This is a genomic window from Flavobacterium sp. FG19 (assembly GCF_057809475.1).
Map to the genome: position 1 here is coordinate 100,363 of NZ_JBMDKA010000001.1, position 21,599 is coordinate 121,961.

Annotated in this window: 18 protein-coding genes; 8 read left to right on the plus strand and 10 right to left on the minus strand. The window is 36.9% G+C overall.

Translation table 11 applies throughout. The features are described 5' to 3' along the window. Positions 1–6: 6 nt before the first annotated feature. Positions 7–450 carry a 50S ribosomal protein L21 gene (gene rplU, locus ACODST_RS00440; protein WP_488930146.1) on the minus strand — a complete coding sequence of 148 codons (444 nt, stop codon included), beginning with the start codon at positions 448–450 and terminating at the stop codon, positions 7–9. Between the two features lie 277 nt (positions 451–727). Between rplU and ACODST_RS00445 the strand changes: the two genes are divergently transcribed. Both ACODST_RS00445 and ACODST_RS00450 read left to right on the plus strand, forming a co-directional pair. Continuing rightward, the gene (locus ACODST_RS00445; protein ID WP_488930147.1) at positions 728–2,050 is read left to right on the plus strand and encodes a M16 family metallopeptidase; all 1,323 of its coding nucleotides are present in this window, start codon (positions 728–730) and stop codon (positions 2,048–2,050) included. 12 nt (positions 2,051–2,062) lie between these two features. Continuing rightward, entirely contained in the window at positions 2,063–4,111 is a 2,049-nt protein-coding gene (locus ACODST_RS00450; RefSeq protein WP_488930148.1) for a M16 family metallopeptidase, read from the plus strand. A gap of 208 nt (positions 4,112–4,319) precedes the next feature. Here ACODST_RS00450 and ACODST_RS00455 read toward each other — a convergent pair whose 3' ends face one another. Beyond that, entirely contained in the window at positions 4,320–4,553 is a 234-nt protein-coding gene (locus ACODST_RS00455; protein WP_488930149.1) for a hypothetical protein, read from the minus strand. 161 nt (positions 4,554–4,714) lie between these two features. Here ACODST_RS00455 and ACODST_RS00460 point away from each other — a divergent pair, with 161 nt between their 5' ends. Next, positions 4,715–4,978 carry a hypothetical protein gene (locus ACODST_RS00460; protein WP_488930150.1) on the plus strand — a complete coding sequence of 88 codons (264 nt, stop codon included), beginning with the start codon at positions 4,715–4,717 and terminating at the stop codon, positions 4,976–4,978. Between the two features lie 55 nt (positions 4,979–5,033). On the opposite strand, the gene ACODST_RS00465 is transcribed toward ACODST_RS00460, so the two are convergent. After that, positions 5,034–5,900 carry a DMT family transporter gene (locus tag ACODST_RS00465; protein WP_488930151.1) on the minus strand — a complete coding sequence of 289 codons (867 nt, stop codon included), beginning with the start codon at positions 5,898–5,900 and terminating at the stop codon, positions 5,034–5,036. Between the two features lie 101 nt (positions 5,901–6,001). On the opposite strand from ACODST_RS00465, the gene ACODST_RS00470 reads away from it, so the two are divergent. Continuing rightward, complete coding sequence (locus tag ACODST_RS00470) at positions 6,002–6,382, plus strand: heavy-metal-associated domain-containing protein (protein WP_488930152.1); 381 nt, start codon at positions 6,002–6,004, stop codon at positions 6,380–6,382. A gap of 81 nt (positions 6,383–6,463) precedes the next feature. Here ACODST_RS00470 and gldD read toward each other — a convergent pair whose 3' ends face one another. Genes gldD through ACODST_RS00485 form a run of 3 tightly spaced genes read right to left on the minus strand, consistent with a single transcriptional unit; the run spans position 6,464 to position 8,783 of the window. Beyond that, complete coding sequence (gene gldD, locus ACODST_RS00475; protein WP_488930153.1) at positions 6,464–7,024, minus strand: gliding motility lipoprotein GldD; 561 nt, start codon at positions 7,022–7,024, stop codon at positions 6,464–6,466. Beyond that, on the minus strand, positions 7,024–8,319 hold the full coding sequence (locus tag ACODST_RS00480) for a gliding motility-associated protein GldE (RefSeq protein ID WP_488930154.1): 1,296 nt from the start codon (positions 8,317–8,319) through the stop codon (positions 7,024–7,026). The genes gldD and ACODST_RS00480 overlap by 1 nt, the downstream gene beginning before the upstream one ends. A gap of 23 nt (positions 8,320–8,342) precedes the next feature. Next, positions 8,343–8,783 (minus strand): single-stranded DNA-binding protein, encoded by a 441-nt coding sequence (locus tag ACODST_RS00485; RefSeq protein ID WP_488930155.1) that lies wholly within the window; start codon positions 8,781–8,783, stop codon positions 8,343–8,345. 214 nt (positions 8,784–8,997) lie between these two features. Between ACODST_RS00485 and ACODST_RS00490 the strand changes: the two genes are divergently transcribed. Together ACODST_RS00490 and ACODST_RS00495 are read left to right on the plus strand one after the other, a co-directional pair. After that, positions 8,998–9,345 carry a DUF2085 domain-containing protein gene (locus ACODST_RS00490; protein WP_488930156.1) on the plus strand — a complete coding sequence of 116 codons (348 nt, stop codon included), beginning with the start codon at positions 8,998–9,000 and terminating at the stop codon, positions 9,343–9,345. A gap of 13 nt (positions 9,346–9,358) precedes the next feature. Continuing rightward, positions 9,359–9,598 carry a hypothetical protein gene (locus ACODST_RS00495; protein WP_488930157.1) on the plus strand — a complete coding sequence of 80 codons (240 nt, stop codon included), beginning with the start codon at positions 9,359–9,361 and terminating at the stop codon, positions 9,596–9,598. A 37-nt stretch (positions 9,599–9,635) separates the two neighbouring features. On the opposite strand, the gene mutY is transcribed toward ACODST_RS00495, so the two are convergent. Then, on the minus strand, positions 9,636–10,670 hold the full coding sequence (gene mutY / locus ACODST_RS00500) for an A/G-specific adenine glycosylase (protein WP_488930158.1): 1,035 nt from the start codon (positions 10,668–10,670) through the stop codon (positions 9,636–9,638). Positions 10,671–10,810: 140 nt separating this feature from the next. Between mutY and ACODST_RS00505 the strand changes: the two genes are divergently transcribed. Then, positions 10,811–11,101 (plus strand): HU family DNA-binding protein, encoded by a 291-nt coding sequence (locus ACODST_RS00505; protein WP_007805026.1) that lies wholly within the window; start codon positions 10,811–10,813, stop codon positions 11,099–11,101. A gap of 374 nt (positions 11,102–11,475) precedes the next feature. Continuing rightward, a complete protein-coding gene (locus ACODST_RS00510) occupies positions 11,476–13,020 on the plus strand; it encodes an Rne/Rng family ribonuclease (RefSeq protein ID WP_488930159.1) in 1,545 nt (514 codons plus the stop codon). 273 nt (positions 13,021–13,293) lie between these two features. Here the strand turns inward: ACODST_RS00510 and pbpC are convergent, their stop codons facing one another. Genes pbpC through ACODST_RS00525 form a run of 3 tightly spaced genes read right to left on the minus strand, consistent with a single transcriptional unit; the run spans position 13,294 to position 21,553 of the window. Next, positions 13,294–15,669 (minus strand): penicillin-binding protein 1C, encoded by a 2,376-nt coding sequence (gene pbpC, locus ACODST_RS00515; RefSeq protein WP_488930160.1) that lies wholly within the window; start codon positions 15,667–15,669, stop codon positions 13,294–13,296. Next, entirely contained in the window at positions 15,659–15,808 is a 150-nt protein-coding gene (locus ACODST_RS00520) for a hypothetical protein (protein WP_488930161.1), read from the minus strand. Before ACODST_RS00520 ends, pbpC begins: the two co-directional genes overlap by 11 nt. A gap of 57 nt (positions 15,809–15,865) precedes the next feature. After that, complete coding sequence (locus ACODST_RS00525) at positions 15,866–21,553, minus strand: alpha-2-macroglobulin family protein (protein ID WP_488930162.1); 5,688 nt, start codon at positions 21,551–21,553, stop codon at positions 15,866–15,868. Positions 21,554–21,599 lie beyond the last annotated feature (46 nt).

Sequence of the window (21,599 nt, forward strand, 5' to 3'; positions counted from 1 at the left end):
TTGTTATTATTCTTTAGTAGCTTCTTTTTTAGCTTTTGGAGCTGCTTTTTTTGCTTTTGGAGCTGCTTCTACTTCTTCAGTAGCTGCTGCTTCTTCTGCTACAACTGCTTTTTTAGCTGCTGCTTTTTTAGTTCCTCCTGCTGCAGTAATACCTTCAATTACAATTTGTGTAAGATATTGTCTGTGACCATTTCTTTTTTTGTATCCTTTTCTTCTTTTCTTTTTGAAAACGATAACTTTATCACCTTTTAAGTGTTGTAACACTTTAGCTTCTACTGAAGCACCTTCTATAGCTGGGGCGCCTAAAGTTACATTTCCGTTGTCATCTAATAAAAGAACTTTGTCAAAAGTAACTTTTGAACCTTCTTCGTTAGCTAAACGGTGAACATAAACCTTTAAGTCTTTGCTTACTTTAAATTGTTGCCCTGCTATCTCTACGATTGCATACATACCAAATTGATTTATTGATTTTTAAGGTTGCAAATATACAACTATTAATTTACTGTGCAATCCCTGATTCCAAAAATATTTTCTTCCTTATTAAATCCTGTTTATCAGCCATATCCAGCTGCAATTCGGCCTTAAATAATACGTAAAATAGTGTTAAATATTGTCCCGAAACGCTAAAATCCTTAAATCATACGCAAAAAAGACTATTTTTGATGTAACTAAACAGAATACACGACTACCTATTAATTTAGGCAATAAAATTACATTAATCTTTTTTATGAAAAATTCACTAATGATGTTAGGTGCTGCATTAATGCTCGGAGGAGTAGCCCATGCTCAAAAGGTAGCTTTTGAAGAATACAATTTAGATAATGGCATGCATGTCATTTTACACCATGATCCGTCGGCTCCGGTAGTTATTACGTCGGTTATGTACCATGTTGGCTCCAAAGACGAACGTCCGGACAGAACCGGTTTTGCCCATTTCTTTGAACATTTATTGTTTGAGGGAACACAGAACATTAAACGCGGCGAATGGATGAAAATCGTAACCGCAAACGGAGGGGTTAACAATGCCAATACTACCGATGACAGAACCTATTATTATGAAGTTTTCCCATCTAACAACCTTGAACTGGGACTCTGGATGGAATCTGAAAGATTAATGCATCCTATTATTAATAAAATTGGAGTTGAAACACAGAACGAAGTCGTAAAAGAAGAAAAAAGAATGCGTTACGACAATCAGCCGTACGGAAATATCCTGCCGGAGGTTAAAAAAAACATGTTTAAAAACCATCCGTACCGCTGGACCACAATTGGTTCAATGAAAGATCTGGACGCTGCGACTCTTGAAGAATTCCAGGCTTTCAACAAAAAATTCTATACCCCGAACAATGCTGTTTTGGTAGTAGCGGGAGATTTTGACAAAACCAAAGCCAGAGAATGGATTCAGAAATATTTCGGTCCGATTCCAAAAGGTGAAGTAACCCAGAAACAAACTTATACCGAAGAACCAATCACCCAGACCATAAAAGCAACGTATGAAGATCCTAATATCCAGATTCCGATGGTTGTGGCCTCTTACAGAACCCCATCTATGAAAACAAGAGACGCAAGGGTTTTGGATCTGATTTCGTCTTATTTAAGCGACGGAAAAAGCTCTAAACTGTACAAGAAAATCGTCGACGACAAAAAAATGGCGCTTCAGATTGGTGCTGTTGGTTTCAGTCAGGAAGATTACGGAACTTATATCTTATACGGACTGCCGATGGCTCCTAACACCACTGCCGACATTCTAAAAGAAATTGACGAAGAAATCGTAAAACTCCAAACCGATCTGATTTCTGAAAAAGATTATGAAAAATTACAGAACAAATTCGATAACAACTTTATAAATGCCAACTCAAGCGTAGAAGGAATCGCTGAAAACCTGGCTTCTTATTATTTACTTTACGGAGATGTAAACCTGATTAATACCGAGATCGATATTTACCACTCTATTACCAGAGAAGAAATCAGAGAAGCAGCCAAAAAGTATCTGAACCCAAATCAGCGCTTAATTTTAGATTACGTTCCTTCTCCAAAATCTCAGAACTAAGAATATCGAATCATGAAAAAAATATATCCATTTTTAATCCTTTTATTCCTGACTGGAATTATGCAAGCACAAGATCGTCCACAACCAAAACCAGGTAACCCGCCGGTAGTTAATATCAAAAAACCACAGACATTTGTTTTATCAAATGGCATGAAAGTTTTGGTTGTAGAAAACCATAAACTGCCAAGAGTAAGTTTTAACCTGACCCTGGACAATGCTCCTTTTACTGAAGGAAACAAAAAAGGCGTTGACGAACTAACCAGCAGCATTATAGGCAACGGAACTCAGAAAACATCTAAAGAAGCTTTTAATGAAGAAATTGACTTTTATGGTGCCAGCATCAATTTTACATCACAAGGCGCTTTTGCCAGCTCGCTTTCTAAATACTCAGGACGTGTATTAGAGCTTTTGGCCGAAGGCGCTTTACAGCCCAATTTTACACAAACTGAATTTGATAAAGAAAAAGCAAAATTACTGGAAGGACTTAAGGCCGAAGAAAAAAGTGTTCCGGCGATTGCCAATCGCGTAGTCGACGTTCTGGCTTTTGGCAGAAACCATCCCTCCGGCGAATACCTTTCTGAAGAAACGGTAAAAAACGTAACACTCGAAGATGTTCAAAAAAATTACGCCACGTATTTCGTACCCGAAAATGCGTATTTAGTAGTTATTGGCGACGTAAAATTTAAAGAAACCAAAGCGGCTGTAGAAAAACTTTTCGGAAAATGGAAAAAACAGGCTGCTCCTAAAAACACCTATCAAAATCCGGAAAACGCTTCTAAACTGCAGATTGATTTTGTAGACGTTCCAAATGCCGTACAGTCTGAAATTTCGCTGGTAAATACAGTAAACTTAAAAATGAGTGATCCTGATTTTTTCCCTGCCGTAATTGCCAATCAGATTCTGGGAGGAGATTTTAACAGCTACTTAAACATGAATTTACGTGAACAGCATGCCTGGACGTATGGCGCTAATTCAAGCATAGGAAGCGGAAAATATGTTTCTAAATTCAAAGCTTCGTCTGCCGTACGAAATACCGTTACAGACAGTGCAGTGGTTCAGTTTATAAAAGAAATACGAAGAATACGCACCGAAAGAGTTGACCCTGAAGTTTTAAGAAATGTAAAAGCAGGTTACATAGGCCGTTTTGTAATGCAGGTTGAAAAACCTCAGGCGGTTGCCCGTTATGCTTTAAACATCGAAACCGAAAAACTTCCGGCCGATTTTTACGAAAAATACATCCAGACCATAAACAGCGTCACTGCCGATGATATTTACCGTGTAGCCAACAAATATTTCCTGCTTGACAACATGCGTATTGTAATTGTTGGAAAAGGTGCCGATGTACTTACCGGCCTTGAAAAACTTAATATTCCGATTTTTTATTTTGACAAATACGGAACCCCGGTTGAAAAACCAGCGGTTAAAAAAGAAGCTCCGGCCAATATTACAGCCAAAACTGTTTTTGAAAACTACATTAAAGCCATTGGAGGTGAAAAAGCGGTAACAGCTGTAAAAACGCTTTATATGAGCGGAGGAACGACCATTCCGCAGGCTCCGCAGCCGCTGACTTTTATTTCTAAATTAGATTCTAAAGGAAAAATGATGGTTTCACTGGCAATGGGACCTATGAACCTTATGAAACAGGTCGTAAACGACAAAGGGGCTTATATTGAGCAGCAGGGAAAACGCAAAGACCTTGAAGGCGATGACCTAAAGGAAATGAAAGCCAATGCCGCTCCTTTTGAAGAACTGCAGCTGGTAAAAAGAACCGATTTAAAAGTAGAAGGCATTGAACCTATCAATGGCAGCGATGCTTATGCTATAAAAGACGGTAATACAATACATTATTATGATGTAAAATCAGGATTGAAAGTCGCAAAATCGAAAGTTCGTGAACAAGGCGGAAAATCGGTTTCACAAATCACCAATTTTAACGATTACAGAGAAGTAAAAGGTGTAAAAGTTCCTTTTAATCTGGTTCAGAATGTAGGTTTTGAACTGGACATTAAAATGACTGATATTAAGATTAATGAGGGAGTTTCGGATGCCGATTTTCTTTAAAAGATGCTAAGATGCTGAGAGACTAAGGTTCTAAGATTTTGCTTTGAAAGATACAAAGCTGCAAAGACCCGAAGAGACAAAGGTTCCTAATCTAAAATTCTTTAATAGCAGGCTTTGCCAAACTTTGAGTCCGGCCTCTTCCTCTTATTCAATAACACTTAATTTTAAACAATAAAGGCTGTCGTAATCGACAGCCTTTATTGTTTGATTATTCAACATCCAGATAAGGGTTCAAAATTTCGGCTAATTCGTTCAGCCAGTAAAATCCATCCTGAAGATTTATTTTCTCTGTTTCCAGAGTTTCACAATCGCGCAATAAACTTAAAGCCAGTGCGTAATTCATTTTCCGGATGGCCTTTGCCATAAGCTCAGGATCAATAGAATGGTTAAAAAACTCTTTTAACTTCAATTCTGTTTCTTTCGAAAGGTTGTTTGTAATCATAATTAGACGGTTAGGAAGTAAAAACCCGCATAGCTAAGGTGTCCTACGCCGTCGAAAGCGTTGCGGTTGTTTCCAATACCGCCACCATACCACACGGGCAAGCTCTTTTATTTTCATATTTTCGACGTTTTGGAATTGCGAAGATACAAAAAAGAAAGAAAATGATTACATTTAAAATATTATCTTTAAAAATCCCTGATATTCAAAAAAAACATAACCCGCAAAACTCAGGTGTCCTACGCTGTTCAGGGCGTTGCGGTTGTTTCCAATATCGCCACCATGCTTTACGGGTTAATTCGATACCATTATTTCTTCTTTATTTACAAAAATTAAATCACCTAAATAAAACCCGCACAGCTAAGATGTCCTGCGCCACAAAGTGCGCTGCGGTTGTTTCCAATACCGCCATCATACTACACGGGTAATTTTTTATATTGTATAAAATTTCAACTGAATAAAGAAATCACATTAAAAAAAATCCTACTTCTTAGCCGACAAATATACACCAATCAAAATAATAAAGGCTCCAAAAAACTGAATGGGTGTAAGCATTTCATTATCCAGCAATCCCCAAAAGAAAGCTACAATAGGAATTAGATACGTAACCGATGTCGCAAAAACCGGAGACGAAATCTGAATAAGTTTAAAGAATAAAATATTAGCAATTCCCGTTCCCACAACCCCCAATATCATAACAAAGAAAATCGAATGCTGCACTGCTTCAAAACTCAGTTTCCGGGAAATATCTGTTGATCCCAGAATAATTAAAGCCGGAATCAACAAAACAGCAAAGTTTCCTGTTGTAATGCTTACGGAATTCAAATCGGGCAGGTATCTTTTAATCAAATTAACATTAGTGGCATAACAGATCGTGGCAATAACAACCAAACCCACATAATAATAGTTTTGCCCCGGATGTGCCGAAGCACCGCTTAAAACCAGCAGCAAACAACCTATTAAGCCTATAAAAACACCCCAAACCTGTCTTTTCTGAAATTGAATTCCAAAGAAAACAGCTCCCAAGACCAACGTATTTAATGGTGTAAGCGAATTCATAATCGCCACTATCGAACTGTCGACTTCTGTTTCGGCAATAGCAAAAAGAAAAGCTGGCGTAAAGGTTCCGAAGAAAGAAGTCAGTGCTACAAATTTCCACTGACTGCGTGAAATTTTGGTTAAACTTCTGAAGCCAAAAATCAGTAGAAACAATGCCGCAAAAATGATTCGGAAAGCCCCAACCTGAACCGCCGACAAGCCAATCAGTCCTCTTTTAATCAGAATAAAAGAACTTCCCCAAACCAAAGACAGAACCAACAGGTAAGCCCACTTTAATTGTTTTGCATCCATAAAAAGTATTTTACTGCAAATTTGTACTATTTTTAGAAACTGACCTCTCGTTTTTTATTAATTTTGCAGGAAACACAAATACACCATTAAAATCATATATAATGAAATTCACAAAAATCATCGCTGCAGCTGCCCTTGCCGGCTTCTTATTTACAAGCTGCAAAAAAGAAGAAGATAAAAACCTGGCCAATATAAAAGACATCGAAACAGCAGCTCCTAAAGAACATAAAGCCATTGCTCCTGAAAATGTACAGACAGCAAGTTTTGAAATTCAGGGAATGACCTGTGCCATGGGATGCGCCAAAACCATCGAAAAAGAATTATCAAACCTTGACGGTGTTGAAAAAGCAGCCGTTGATTTCGATAAAAAAACAGCTACAGTAACTTTTGATAAAACCGTTCAAAATCCGGAATCATTAACCAAAGTAGTTCAGGAAACCGGAGACGGTAAAACCTATAAAGTTTCGAATTTCAAATCTTAATACAAAAAAATTATTGATATAAGAAAGGGACTTTCTCAAATTGAGAAAGTCCCTTTTTTTATGTCCCAAACGGGGTAAAATTTATTTCCATTTCAAAGTTTCCATCAGCCTCTGCATATCATTTTTGATATAACTCGCAGCGGGCATAACAGAATCAAAATTAGGTTTAGCATAAAAATAAACCGATCCTGTAATGAAATGTTTGGTACTGTCGGTTACATAAAACTGAGAGTTTGTGGCTGCATTTCCATCCACCTGATAAAACATTCCGTACACCTTTTTTTCAGGGTTTAAATACGGTTGTTCCAAAATATCATCGGCTTTAATTACGTGTTCGTACGTAAGTTTCTGAGCGTCTCTTAAAAGCTTTTCGATATTGCCGTTTACCGGTTTATAAGTCAGGTAAATGGTCGCTTTCATTTTAGGATAAGTAATCGCAAAACCACAGTCCTTTTCACCTTTAATAACCGCATCTTCATTCATCTGAAAAGCAAAAGGACAGTTATTTTCAAAATTTACGTATTGTGCTTCAGGATAATCTAATCTAAGAAAACCCGCAGGTTTAGGCAGTACATCGTTTTTACAGCTCACTACTGTTAATGCCAGCAGGACGGTACTTACCAAAAGTATTTTTTTAAACATTATTCCAGGGTTACTTTTATTTGTTTTACGCGTTTTTTATCAACTGTTTCAACGGTAAAAGTACAGTTTTCAAAAGCGATTTTTTGATCTTTTTTAGGGAAATTACCAAGAATTTCCAAAATAAACCCGGCCAGTGTTTCGGCTTCACCTTTCTGAGCCTCAAAAAGATCTTCTTCAACATCAACGATCCTGTAAAAATCTTTAAGGTTTATTTTCCCTTCAAACAGAAAATTCTTTTCGTCGATCTGGGAGAAATTCAGGTTTTCGTCGTCAAACTCGTCGCTGATATCGCCTACTATTTCTTCAATCACATCTTCTAAAGAAACCAGTCCCGACGTTCCTCCGTACTCGTCAACTACAATCGCAAGATGGCTTTTAAGACTCTGAAAATCCTTTAAAAGATTATCCAGCTTCTTATTCTCCGGAACAAAAAACGGGTCCCGCAATAAAGAAGTCCATTCAAATTCGTCCTTATCAATATACGGGAGTAAATCTTTCACGAACAAAACGCCTTCTATCTGATCGATATTATCACGATAAACAGGAATTCTTGAAAATCCTTTTTCAATGATTTTAGGACAAATTGCCGAAAATGATTCGGTTATTTCCAGCGCAAAAATATCAATTCTCGGGCTCATAACCTGTTTGGTATCGGTATTCCCAAAGGAAACAATTCCTTCGAGTATTTTCTGTTCTTCTGTAGATGTTCCTTCAGAATCTGTAAGCTCCAAAGCCTGAGACAGCTGGTTTACGGAAAAATTATTCTTTTGTTTCCCTAATTTATGCTGCAAATATAAAGTAACACTGCGCATGGGTAAACTAATTGGCGACAGTAATTTGTCTAAAAAAGAAATAGAATAAACGAAACGTTTGGCAAATTTTATATTATTACGGCTGGCGTAAACTTTTGGCAGGACTTCTGCAAAAAGTAAAATTAAAAATGTAACAAGTACGACTTCCAGAAGAAATTTTAACGCGGGAGAATCAATAGCAGCAAAAATATCCGTGCCCATAAAAGAAAACAAAATCACCACTCCAATATTCAGAAAATTATTAGCTACCAGTAAAGTGGCTAAGAGCTTTTTGGGTCTTTCCAATAAATCAGAAATAATTTTTCCTTTGAACTGGTTTTCCTGAAGGGTATCCTCAATATCCTTTTGGGATAAAGAAAAAAGTGCAACTTCGGCACCTGAAACTATTGCCGACAAAAGCAGCAAAATAAATATTCCGACAAACCCAAAAATTAAATTGGTGTCTAAAGTTGTAGTAAAAAATAAACTGGGCCCGGGATCCAAACTATCATAAATTAGTTAAACAATCAAAAAGGCAGGTCATTTACTGGCAGGCCTTCGTTTGCTGCATCAAAGTTAGCACTTTTTGCCGATTCCTGATCCTGACTTACTTTATGACTTACAGTTTCTTTTTTGGTAGTCAGAAAAGTAAATTCAGTCACCTGAATTTCAGTCGTATATTTTGTTGTTCCATCTTCAGCCTGCCACTGCCTCGATTTGATTCGTCCTTCGACATATATCTTATCTCCTTTTGAAAGATATTTTTCACAAATTTCAGCTGCTTTATTGCGCACAACCAGATTGTGCCACTCTGTAGATGTTATTTTTTCACCGGTCGTCTTATTAATATAAACTTCATTTGTAGCCAGCTGAAAGCGCCCAATGCAGTTACCTCCATCGAAGTAATGCATTTTTACATCATCGCCTAAATGACCAATAAGCATAACCTTATTTAATGTTCCATTCATAATTAATAGTGGTATTTCTACCAAAGATACATTTTTTTAGCAAATTAATTCCTGCTTTTCTAAAAATTGTAATTTATTACAACTAAACCCTTTTTTTAAAGGGGCAGTCCGGCAGATCCTTTTTATTTTTTTTCTGCAAAATTAAAATTTCTTTTGAATGCTGTGAGGTTTACGAAAAATTTTGTTAAATAAAAAATTAGTGTATTTTTGACATATGAGAAAAATAGAATTCGTCAGCTGCCACAAACTTCCTGAAAGATCTTTTTTTTACAAAGGGAAACAATTTCCATTTTGTGCCCGCTGTACCGGCATATATGTGGGTTATTTTATTTTTATACCCCTTTTATGGGTTATTAAAATAGACATTTACTGGGCACTGGCTACTATTCTTCCTACTATGATCGACGGACTAACGCAGGCGTACTTTAACAGGGAAAGCACCAATTTTTTACGTTTTTCCACCGGAATCCTTGCGGGATACGGACTCGCCGGTCTGTCTGACTTTATTGCTTACTGGACTGTATATTTTTTCAAACACCTATTCATATTAATTAACCACTAAAACAGAAATAATTATGTCTGAAGAAAATTCTAATTTTAATGAATTCGAAAAAAGAAACGACAAATCTCAGGAAGATTTAAGTACGGGTCTAAAGGTTTTGTCTTTTTGTATTCCGTTAGCCGGAGCCATCATTTACTTTGTAAAAAAAGACAGTGAACCGGTAGCGGCTAAATCTGCCTGCAACATGGCCTTAATAGGCTTTGCAGTTGGAATTGTCGTAAGAATCATTCAATATGCTACTGCGGGAGTATAAAAACATAAAAACCGACTTCATACTGAAGTCGGTTTTTTTATAGCTTTTCTATAAAATTATAAATCACGATTGGAAAAGGAAAGGTTTTTAAAACTTCATGATTAATTCCGTTTTCGATCGCCTCTTTAATCCTTACTTTCCAAAACCGGATATGCAGGTGCTGGTGCGAAAGCTTATGAATAACGGCTGCTTCACTGCATTCTTCTATACCTATAATAGTATATGATTTGAGCAGTTCATTCTTTACGACCTGCGAAACAAAATCAAAATCTGCAATTTCAACAGTTTCCAGCAAAGGAAACTCATACAGATTGTGCCAGATTCCTTTTTGGGTTCTTTTTTGTATAATAGTATTCCCTAAACTGTCTTCTACAATCAGATAATTAAAAAAACGCCTGGTTACTTTTACTTTTTTTGATTTTACCGGAAGTGCCTCTACTTTCTTTTTCTGAAGCGCCAGACAGCTGTCATTAAAAACACAAACGGTACAATCCGGATTTTTAGGCACACACTGCAGCGCCCCAAATTCCATTATTGCCTGATTAAAAACAGCGGGATCGTTTTTGGGCATTAATTCGAAAGCCAGTTCTGTAAATTCTTTTTTGGTGGCAGGCAGCGCAATATCCGATTCTATATCAAAATAACGGGAAAGGACACGAAAGACATTTCCGTCTACAACGGGCACGGCTTCATTATAAGAAAAGGACGCAATCGCAGCGGCAGTATACTCGCCTACTCCTTTTAAATTCAAAAGCTCTTTATAAGAAGGTGGAAAAGTTCCCTTTAGGTCATAAGCGACATATTGGGCTGTTTTATGCAGATTTCTGGCCCGCGAATAATACCCAAGTCCCTGCCAAAGTTTTAAAACCTGTTCTTCAGAGGCATCTGCAAGGTTAAAAACGGTAGGAAATTCCTTCGTAAAAGCGAAAAAGTAAGGCATTCCCTGCACAACTCTCGTTTGCTGCAGCATAATTTCTGAGAGCCAAATAGCGTAAGGATCAACTGTTTTTCGCCATGGAAGATCGCGTTTATTTTGTAAATACCATTTTATCAGCGTGTTATGAAAAATCATTGTCAAATCCTTAAAATGCAAAAGTAAATGTTTATGTAATTAAAATTTAACGAATTAGCTTGATTAATTCTTTTTTTAATTCCTATATTTGCAAACTCAAAAAAATAGTACACCATTTATAAAATAAAATAGGAAAGAAAATGACGAAAGCAGATATCGTAGCGAAAATTTCAGAGAAATTAGGTCTTGAAAAAGGAGATGTTCAAGCAACCGTAGAAACTTTTATGGAAGAAGTAAAAACTTCTTTAGAAACAGGAGACAACGTTTACCTTAGAGGTTTTGGTAGTTTTATTGTAAAAACCAGAGCTGAAAAAACAGGTAGAAATATCTCTAAAAACACTACAATTAAAATTCCTGCGCACAACATCCCTGCGTTTAAACCTGCAAAAGTATTTGTTGAAGGAGTAAAAACAAACAACGAAGCAAAATAATACTATTAATTAACATAAAATCTGACACGATATGCCAAGTGGTAAAAAAAGAAAGAGACATAAGGTAGCTACTCACAAAAGAAAGAAAAGAGCGAGAGCTAACCGCCACAAAAAGAAAAAGTAGTTTTAAACTACTTTTTTCTTTTTAAACGTTCATTGAAATTGAAAATTAGTATTCAGTCATCAGTTGTTAGTGTTCAGTTCACTGATTACTTAGAACTGCAAACTGCCAGCTAGTTTTCTCCGGGTTAATACCTGTTAAAAATATTGTTTAATCCATCCTTGTAGAAGTTGATGGTTTTTGTTTTTGGCTTCTTTTGCCAGCAATTATCAACAAACAACCGACAACCAATTCACGGATAAAAATTTACAGTGTGAATAAAGAATTAATCATTCGATCCAGTTCTGATGCAGTAGATTTTGCCTTATTAAAAGATGGAAAACTAATTGAATTACACAAAGAAGAAGAAAAAAGCAACTTTCAGGTTGGTGATATATTTATTGCCAAAATCAGAAAACCAGTTGCCGGACTTAACGCTGCTTTTGTGAATGTAGGCTTTGAAAAAGATGCCTTTTTACATTATCACGATTTGGGTCCAAATCTAGCTTCTCAGCTGAAATTCATAAAACTTGTAAGCGCAGGTAAATTAAAAGATTTCTCCCTAAAAACCTTTCAGTTTGAGAAAGAGATTGACAAAGATGGCATCATTACTGATATTTTAAGTGCCAATCAATCTGTCTTAGTTCAGGTAGTTAAAGAACCTATATCAACCAAAGGCCCAAGAATAAGTGCTGAGCTTTCTCTTGCCGGAAGATTTATCGTTCTGGTTCCTTTTTCTGATCGTGTTTCTATTTCTCAAAAAATAGAAGACAAAAAAGAAAAGGACCGCTTAAAAAAACTTGTTCTATCGATCAAACCTAAAGGATTTGGTGTTATTGTTCGTACAGTAGCCGAAGGCAAAAACGTAGCCGAATTAGAAAAAGATTTGCAGAACCTGCTTGGCAGATGGTCTGCAATGTGTAAAAAATTACCAACTGCTCATCATCCATCAAAAGTATTAGGAGAGCTCAACAGAGCTTCTTCGATATTAAGAGATGTATTCAACGATACCTTCAGCGGTATTCAGATAGATGATGAAGAGTTGTACCATCAAACGAAGGAGTATTTGCAAGAAATTGCACCTTCCAAACAATCGATTGTCAAGTTTTATCAATCAAATGACACTCCGATTTTTGAGAAATACAATATAGAGAGACAAATCAAAACTTCTTTTGGCCGGACTGTTTCCATGAGCAAAGGTGCTTACCTAATCATAGAACACACTGAAGCGCTGCACGTTATAGACGTAAACAGCGGAAACCGTTCTAACAAAGCAACCAACCAGGAAGACACTGCTATGGAAGTAAATATGATTGCTGCCGCAGAAATCGCAAGACAACTTCGTCTTCGAGATATGGGCGGAATCATCGTAGTTGATTTTATCGATATGTCTAATCCAGAAAACAGGAAAGTTTTGTTCGACTTCTTGCGAGAAGAAATGAGCGACGATAAAGCAAAGCATAAAATATTACCGCCAAGTAAATTTGGACTTGTCCAGATTACCAGACAGCGCGTAAGACCAGAAGTAAATATCAAAACCAGAGAAGAAGATCCTGATAAACTTAATGGCGAAATTGAAGCGCCAATATTAATAATCGACAAGATCACCTCTGATTTAGAAAGACTTTTAAAAACCCACAATAAAGTTGTGTTGAACACACATCCGTTTGTGGCTGCATACCTCAGCAAAGGTTTTCCATCATTACGTTCAAAATGGTTTTTTGAACATAAAAAGTGGGTGAAAATCATACCTCGTGACGCTTACACGTATTTAGAATACCATTTCTATGACAAAAAAGGAAATGTTATTACAGAATAAAAAACAAAAACCGCCTTTCGAAAGATTGGCGGTTTTTTTGTGCTTTTTTTCCAGCCACGAATTACACGAATTAATTTGTGTTAATTTGTGTAATTCGTGGCAAAATATTTTTTATCAGGAGCAATTTCCAGCTATCCGCTTGTATCTTTTCCTTGTCTCGTTTTTAGGAACGAGACCAGAAAAAGGATACCGCTTCTATCTGGGCTAGGCACTCTTTTTCATAATCACGTTTTTGGAATTTGGAATTTCAAAAAATTGGAATTTACTTTTAATTTATTCCCTCACAATCTCAATTTTTCGTCTGATTTCATTTCCTGAAGCATCTACAACCGTAATGTAATGTATTCCTGTCGTTGGCGTAATAGGAAGTTCATGAAATGTTTTTGTTGTGGCTTTATAAACATCATCGACATACCAAAACAGTTCTTTATCCCTTTCAGAATAAGCCACTTTTAAAATTACGGGCTGAACATTACTATTAAAATCTTTAGTCAAATAAATTTTACTATTTGCTTTTGGATAAATAAAATCCATTGTTACACTTTGTGTTCCTTCGCAGCCTTCTTTAAACGGAGGCAATGGTAAATATTCGATATGCTGGCTTTTGTAATACCACGCCATAACGGGAGGCAGTACAAACCAGTTTTTGGTTACTATGTTATCTATATTTTCACAACTGCTGTTAACCTGAAATTGCTCCGCTTTGTCCAAATGAACCGTTCTGTGATAAGGACATACTTTAGTCGATTTCCCTTTTTTGGTCACCCATTGCTTGATTTTTGGGCAATTATCTTTAGCCAGATAACCGCTTAAGCGGCAAACTTCAACTTCGGCTAAATCTTTATAAGGCGCATCAAACCATCTTTGTCTTGGCAGTAAATTAAAAACATCAAATAAAATTGGCGCCGCACTGGTAACTCCGGTTAAAGTTGGACGTCCTTCTCCAGTGGCATTTCCAACCCAGATTCCAACTACATATCCTGAATTAGTTCCAATAGCCCATGCATCACGATTTCCGAAACTGGTTCCGGTTTTCCATGCAATCTTTAAAGAACTGTCGTAGAACTTCCACGCTTCGTCTCCTTCAGGCCTATTAACCTCTTCCATGGCGTTGTAAGTCAGCCAAATTGATCCTGCACCCAAAATATTCTTTTGAGTGGTTTCCGAGCCAAAATCGGGCTTAAAATCGTTTTTATAATTTAGTTCTGTAAATTCGTTTGTTCTGTATTTCGCCTGATGTTTTGTAAAGTAATTTAAGGTTGAAGATAAATTAGCATAGGTTCTGCATAAATCCCACAAATTACTTTCGGCACCTCCCAAAATAAGCGACAAACCATAATGATCAGGTGTTTTATTGATATTCTTCAGTTTGAACTTTTGCAGTTCTTCATAAAATTTATTGACCGTAAATTCCTGAAGCATCAAAACTGCGGGAATGTTCAGCGATCGCGATAAAGCACGATGCGCCGGAACTGCTCCGTCAAAAGTCAAATTAAAATTCTGCGGTGTATAACCTGAAATCTGTGTCGGAATATCGGCCACCAAAGTATTCGGCAATAGTTCACCATCATCCAACATGGCACCGTATAGAAGTGGTTTCAAAATACTTCCCGTACTTCTTGGAGCATCGATAATGTCTACATCTTTTTGGTGGTCGCTGTCTGCCGGAGAATTCCCTACATAACTCATTACATTTCTATTCTGAACATCGATTACCAAAATCGCCAGATTATGGACCTCATTCTGTTTGTATTGATTGTAGTAATATCGCGCAATCTGATTGACACGATTTTGCAAAGCATAATCAATTGTAGTTTTGACTCTTGTTCCTTCTTCATTTTTAGCCACTCTCTGCAATAAATGAGGTGCAATTTGAGGCAGATCATACGGTTTTTGAGGTAAAGGCTCTTCTATCGAAAGTTCGTATGTCTGCTTGTCGATAATTCCCTCCTGATGCAGTTTTAATAAAAGTCGGTTTCTTTTATTCAGTAATTTAATTTGATTTTTTCCCGGATAAATTAAACTTGGTGCATTTGGCAAAACGGCCAAAACTGCATTTTCCGCCCACGACAATTGATTCGACTGAACGCCAAAATAACGCCACGAAGCCATTTCTAATCCTACAACATTTCCTCCAAATGGCGCATGTGCTGCGTACATTTCCAGAATTTCATGTTTAGAATAACCTAATTCTAATCTTGTAGCGAGAATTATTTCGATAATTTTTTCAAAATAAGTTCTGTTTTTTCCTTTTCGGGATAATCGAATGACTTGCTGTGTTAATGTACTTCCACCTCGAACCACTTTACCCGCTTTTTTATTTTGTTTAAAAGCATTAATCATCGCTCCCGGATTAAATCCTGGATGTTTATAGAAATATTCGTCTTCAAAATAGACAATACATTTTTTGAATTTATCCGGAACACTGTCCTGAGCAGGAAAACGCCATTGTCCGTCTCTCGCGATTTTGGCTCCGAGCAATTCTCCTTCTTTGCTTTCTATAACTGTTGAATACGGTTCTTTGAACAAAGTTCGGGGTATCGAAAAATAGTAAATCAGCAAGAGCAGAAATGCAATTGCTGATTTTATTTTGTTTCTTTTTATCCAGTTTAGAATGCGTTGAAGAAACGCTTTTAATTTATTTTTCAATGCTTGTTTTTTTTAACCGCAAAGGCGCTAAGTTATCGCAAAGCTCACAAAGTTTTTTTCTCGCAGATTCTGCATTTATTTTATCTGCTTGATCTGCAAAATCTGCGGGAGACTTTTTATCATAAAGTTTTTTTGCCACAGATTAAATTGATGAGCACAGATTTATAAAATCCTTTTAATCTGTGGCTAATAAATTTTACTTCACAACCTCAACCCAGAATCCTTTTGTTCGGGCTAAGAAAGTATTATCATACATCGCTTCGCATTGTAAGCCTGGCAGGTAATAATTTCCTAGATACGATGCGTTCAGCAGGATTCTGAATACTTTCGTTTCTCTGGCTTTCAATCCGAAATAGAAATTCGTTCTGTCGTCACGGATATCGATATAATCAGCAATATTATTTACTGCGTCTCCGTAATCTGTGAAACGAGTATTTACAATTTCGAACCCTGAAGGCAGAATCTGCGATAATGCCACATTCTGTACACTTTCTCCTCTTTGATTTTTAATCGTAACCTCAGCAACAAACTCCGTTCCCTGATTGATTCTCGAAACATTGATGACACTTCCTTTTCTGTTTTTAAATACAATACTAGCCGAAACATCATTTTGTGTTGCATTTTCCTGTCCAATTGGCAATATTCCTGTGTTCAATACACGAATATAAACTGTATTCGCCTTATTATTTTTAAGCGTAATGCTGTTTGTGCCTGAAGCAACAGGCAAACTGCGGTCTGCAACCGATTTACCCGTGTTTATTGTCTCTGCTTTTCCATTTTTACTAAACTGGATATTGATTCCCTTTGGACCGTTGCTCACTGCAAATTTCGACATGGCATACAAACAATAAGCGGTTGTCTGGGTACTCATCCACTGATTGGCCGACATTTCTTTAGCTAACTTTGTCGCTGTTACAAATGCTTTTTGTTTTTGATCCAGAAGAAGCATAGTTTCCAATGCCATCGCTCTGTTTCTTTCGCTTGAACCGTAGTAGTAATAACTGTAGCCGTCTGAAGTTCCTTCAATACTCGTTTTTAAGAACAAACTTTGTCCAGCCGATTTCTGGCCTGCCAAAACATAAGCCGCTGCCAAACGCAGCATACTTTCATTTGAAATGCCTTTGGTTTCTCTCAATCTGTTCATTGATGATAAGTCGGCATTTCCTGCTAATGCTAAGGTGTATAAACGATACGCCTGTGCTAAATCATTTCCGTATTTCGGTTCAAAACGCCATTGTTTTGCTTCTTTCTGCTGATAGGACAGCCATTTCGATTTGAAGTTAATTGGCAGTACATATCCTTTTTTCTCTGCTTCAATCAAGAAATGTCCTGCATAAGAAGTTCCCCAATCGTCTGCAATCGCATTTCCCTGCCAATAAGGCATTCCTCCATTTGATAACTGGAAATTCCCTAATCTGGCGATTCCGGCTGCAATGTTTTTCTGAATCAAATCTTTTCGTTTCGCATCAATATCGGCCACATCACCTAAATACAATTGAGGAAAAACTGATGACGTAGTCTGCTCTACACAACCATGCGGATACTGAATTAAAAACTGCAGTCTTCCGTTCAGATTCATCGACGGCATAGACGAAACTTCCAATCTGGCTTTGTTGCTTCCAGCTATTCCAAACGTTTTCCAGGAAATTGTTTTAGTGCTATTTGGTGTTAAAACAACATCTGTAAAGGTACTTGTAACTGGATTTGGATTGGTCATATCAATTTCAACATCATAGGTTGATTTCTCACTTCCTGATGTTGCGATAACCTGAACTTTTGCAATTCCGGTGGCAGAACCAACCACTAAATTGAAATATGCCATTTTCTCATCTGGCTGTGCAAAACTTAGTTTTTGAACGGCACTTCCTGCTACTTTTAATCCGTTGCTGGTTTTTACCTGAATCGAAACATTTTTAATCTTGTTTTCAGTCGCAAAAACAGTAACCGGAAGTGTCACTTTTTCTGATGGCGAAATTTTTCTTGGCAGCGAAGCCAAAACCATCAGCGGACTCTTAACCTGTGTTGCTTTTTCTGCACTTCCATAAGCGCTTGTTACGGCATCTCCCGCAACCACCATAGTTCTAACTGAACCAATGTATTTTGGAAGTTTTAACTGATGCGATTTTGTTTCACCTTTTCCTAATTTAAATGGTCCGTAATACAATACAACCGGTTTAAAACGATTGGCTTTTTTCGCTTTTCCGCCACCTAAATCCTGATCTCCACCAATACTGAAAATTTGATTTATTTTTCCGCCGTAAGCTCCAATTACATCATCGTAAACGTCCCAGGTTTTTACGCCCAAAGCTTCACGAACATAGAAACTATCCCATGCATTTGGTGTTTTGAAACGGGTTAAATCTAGAAGTCCTTCATCAACAACAGCAATCGTATACGTCATTTCTTTTCCTGATTTCTCACCCACTTTAACGGTAAACGGCTGTTCTGGTCTAAGAACGTCAGGCATGTTTAACGTTGGAGCTAAAATCGTGTTTTTATCTACCACTTCAATTGGAACAATTCCATACATACGAATTGGCGAATCGTTTTTGGTTGAAGCGTGTGGTTGCAATAAGGTTATATTAAAATATACATTTGGCGCCATAGCTCCTGTAATCGGAATTTCGACTTTTGTTTCTCCTTTTTTGGTTTCAGCCCAAACCGTTTGTACAACTCTTGATCCGTTTTCTATAGAAATTAAAGCACGACCGCCTTCACTTGAAGGGAAAGAAATCTGCGCTTTTTCTCCTACTGCATAGTTTTTCTTATCGGTAGAAAACACCAACATATTAGCGGTTGAAGCATCTCTGTTTCGTGTTTTTCCTGACCAGATTGGCCAGTCGATATTTACGGTTAAAGAAGTGGCATGTTCGCTTTCCCCGTCTTCAACACGAATTAAATAACGTCCCCATTCTTCATCTGCCAAAGCAAACTGAAAACTTCCTTTTCCGCTGGAATCAGTGTTAATTACAAACGATTTATATGATGTTGTAGAATTCGAAGAGTTATAATTGGACAAATTATCGCTTGAAGAATCCCACCACCATCTCCAGTCTACTTTGTAAACTCTGACTTCGAGGTTACGAACAGATCTTGGTCTTCCGTTTTCATCAACAGTCACTACTTCAAAACGATTGCTTGTTCTCGTTTCAAGCATATTATACTTGTTTAATTCAGGTGTTTTTAATCCAACATAGGTTTGGTATGGCGAATAGGTTGTAGACATCACATCGGTGCTAAAATCTCCGCCTTCTTCATACACTTTTGTAATGAATGAAGCACGAAGCATTCCCGGTGCCTGTCCTTGTAGTCTTGGCTGAATGTTTACAGATGCTTTTCCGCTTTCATTTAATTTTCCGGAGAAAACATTAATTTCTTCTGTACTGAACTGACGCGCCAGATCATCAAAAGTATATTTCTCATAACCTTTAAAAGTGGTGGTTTGCTGCGAAAATTTAGCCTGCATTTCTACATTCAGGTTTTTCGCAATCGCTCCATGAAGCCAGGTTACTTCCAGATTATCGGTATTTGGATAAGATGCCGAAAGTGTTTTTCTGCTAAACGTATTTTTGATTTTTAAACGATTCGGTTTAATCGTTTCTATTTTAATGCTCTTATAGAATTTAGCACCACCAACGCTTACCATTGCTTCCCAGTTTCCTGTTGGCGCATCCTGATTGGTTGGTACTGTAAAAGCGTAATGATTTAAATCGTTTGTTTTTTGAACAGTCTGATAAACCGTTTTCCCATTCGGATCATTCAATCTGAATTTAATTGGATGCGATTTCGGAAGTTTATTCGCTGCATCATTCAAGATAAATGATAAATACAAATTATCTCCTGGACGCCAAACACCTCTTTCTCCGTATATAAATCCTTTCAGACCTTTTTGCAAAGTCTCTCCTGCAACATCAAAATTACTGACAGATAATGAAAGTCCGTCATCCAGTTTCACATAAGTTGACTGATCTCCTAAAGTCACAATGGCAAAATAAGCGAATTTATCTAATTGGAAAGAAGCAATACCTTCGCTGCTTGTCGCCTCAGTTGCAATTTTCTGTTGTTGGAAATTATATAAATCTACTCTTGCGTTTGAAACTGGTTCTGTAGTCACGATATTATTTACGGCAAACAAATACGATTTATTTTCGCCTCTTTTGGCAATAACTCCTAAATCAGAAGCTAAGATGTTAGTCGCAATTCTTGCATTGTAATAATAGGAACCTGTACAAGGATCCTGGCTTTCTCTCCAGTCATAATCATCATAATAGTAATAATCGTCGTAAGAGTTTCCACTGTAGTTTACATCATTTTCATCTACTTCTTCTTCCTCCGCTTCATCGTCACTGCTATCTGATGTTTCACATTTGTACAGTGAATATTTCTTTTTGTAGACAAACTCCACTCGGTAAATTGCTCCTGGTTCTGGTTTGATTATTTTAGATAAATCCAAAGCATACGTATTCCATTTGGATAGATTGACGAGCGTGCTTTCCCTTAAATTGAGTGTAGTTTTGGCAATTGGCTGTGCTACTTTTTTAAGATTTTGTCCGCCGTTTAATTCGTTATATTGTAAAAACTGAAGAATATTGTTTTTGTAAATTTTATACACTTTTACATCCACAGCGCTTAAGTTTACCGCTTCGAAATTCAGTTTTAAATTGTTCGAGCTTGGCAGAATCGTTCCGTTTTTAACAAAGCGGATATTTGGTTTTATCTGATCAAACGAGATTTTTTCTGAGTAATTGTTTTCCATTTTTTTGCCATACTGGCTTTCAATTCCTTGAAAAACTTCCAATAATAATTCTCCCGTAACCACTTGTTCCGGTTCTTCATCAGGAACATATTCAACAGCTTCTTCTACAACTGCGGCTGCTGAATCTACAGCAACTGCAGCCGAATCAACCATAACAGCAGCTGAGTCTACTGTAACCGCAACTGGTTCTGTAACAGCTACTGCTATTGGCTCTTCTTTTTTAGGAGCTTTTTGATTGGTAAAATATACTTTTAGTAAATTTCCTTGTGTAGAAAACTTTAGGTTATTGGTATTTTGAATCGAAACCAATCCGGCAAAATCCTGTCCTTTTTCTAAAGGTTCAGAAAAGTTAATCAAAACCTGCTGATTGTTTCCATCCGGAACTTCAACCTTAATCACTTTAAATTCGTTGATACTTGTAATCGGGAAATCGATTTGTCCTTTCTGGTCAATGTCAAAATCATTTCCGTCATAAATAATCTCTAGATTTGAAGCTTCTGACTGACGCTGAATACTGTCAATTATAAAACGGAATTCTTTTGCAGGACCATTTGTTTTCTCAAACTTGATTTTAAGGTTATTCCCATTATGTTTGGCTTCAACCAGCTTTTGGGCCGTTTCCAAATCAATATTATCGGCTGTTTTTAAAACACAGTTTAAATATTGATATTCTTTGCTATACGACTGGATATCACCTGTATTGATCGTAAAATCCTGTTTTACCGTTTTAACTGTAAAATTGAATTTTGAAAGTTCCTTTTCTTTTTCTTTTGGAATTGCAGTCAGTTTATCAAGGTTTAAAGTAACTTGATATTCTGTTCCCATTTTTAGTTTTTTCTCCGGAATAAAAGCTAAAGTATTAGTTGAAAGCGCAACAATTTTTCCTTTTACACTTGGCGAAATATCTAATAAATCATCGTCCAATTCCTGATTAGGTTTCCAGTCGTTTTTATCAAAAGCCAGGACTACACGAATATCAGAGTCTGCCGAAACGATGCCGCCCGTAAAACTGGTTATGTAATCTTTAAATAATGAAAAATCCGAATTGAAGTCGGCAGCTGATTTTCTGCCGCAGGATTGAAAAATAAAAAACACAAAAAATACGAGAACTAAACCTTTTGCTTTCACTTTTACTTAAGTTAATTGGTTAATAAAGTAGTAATTTAATCTTTAG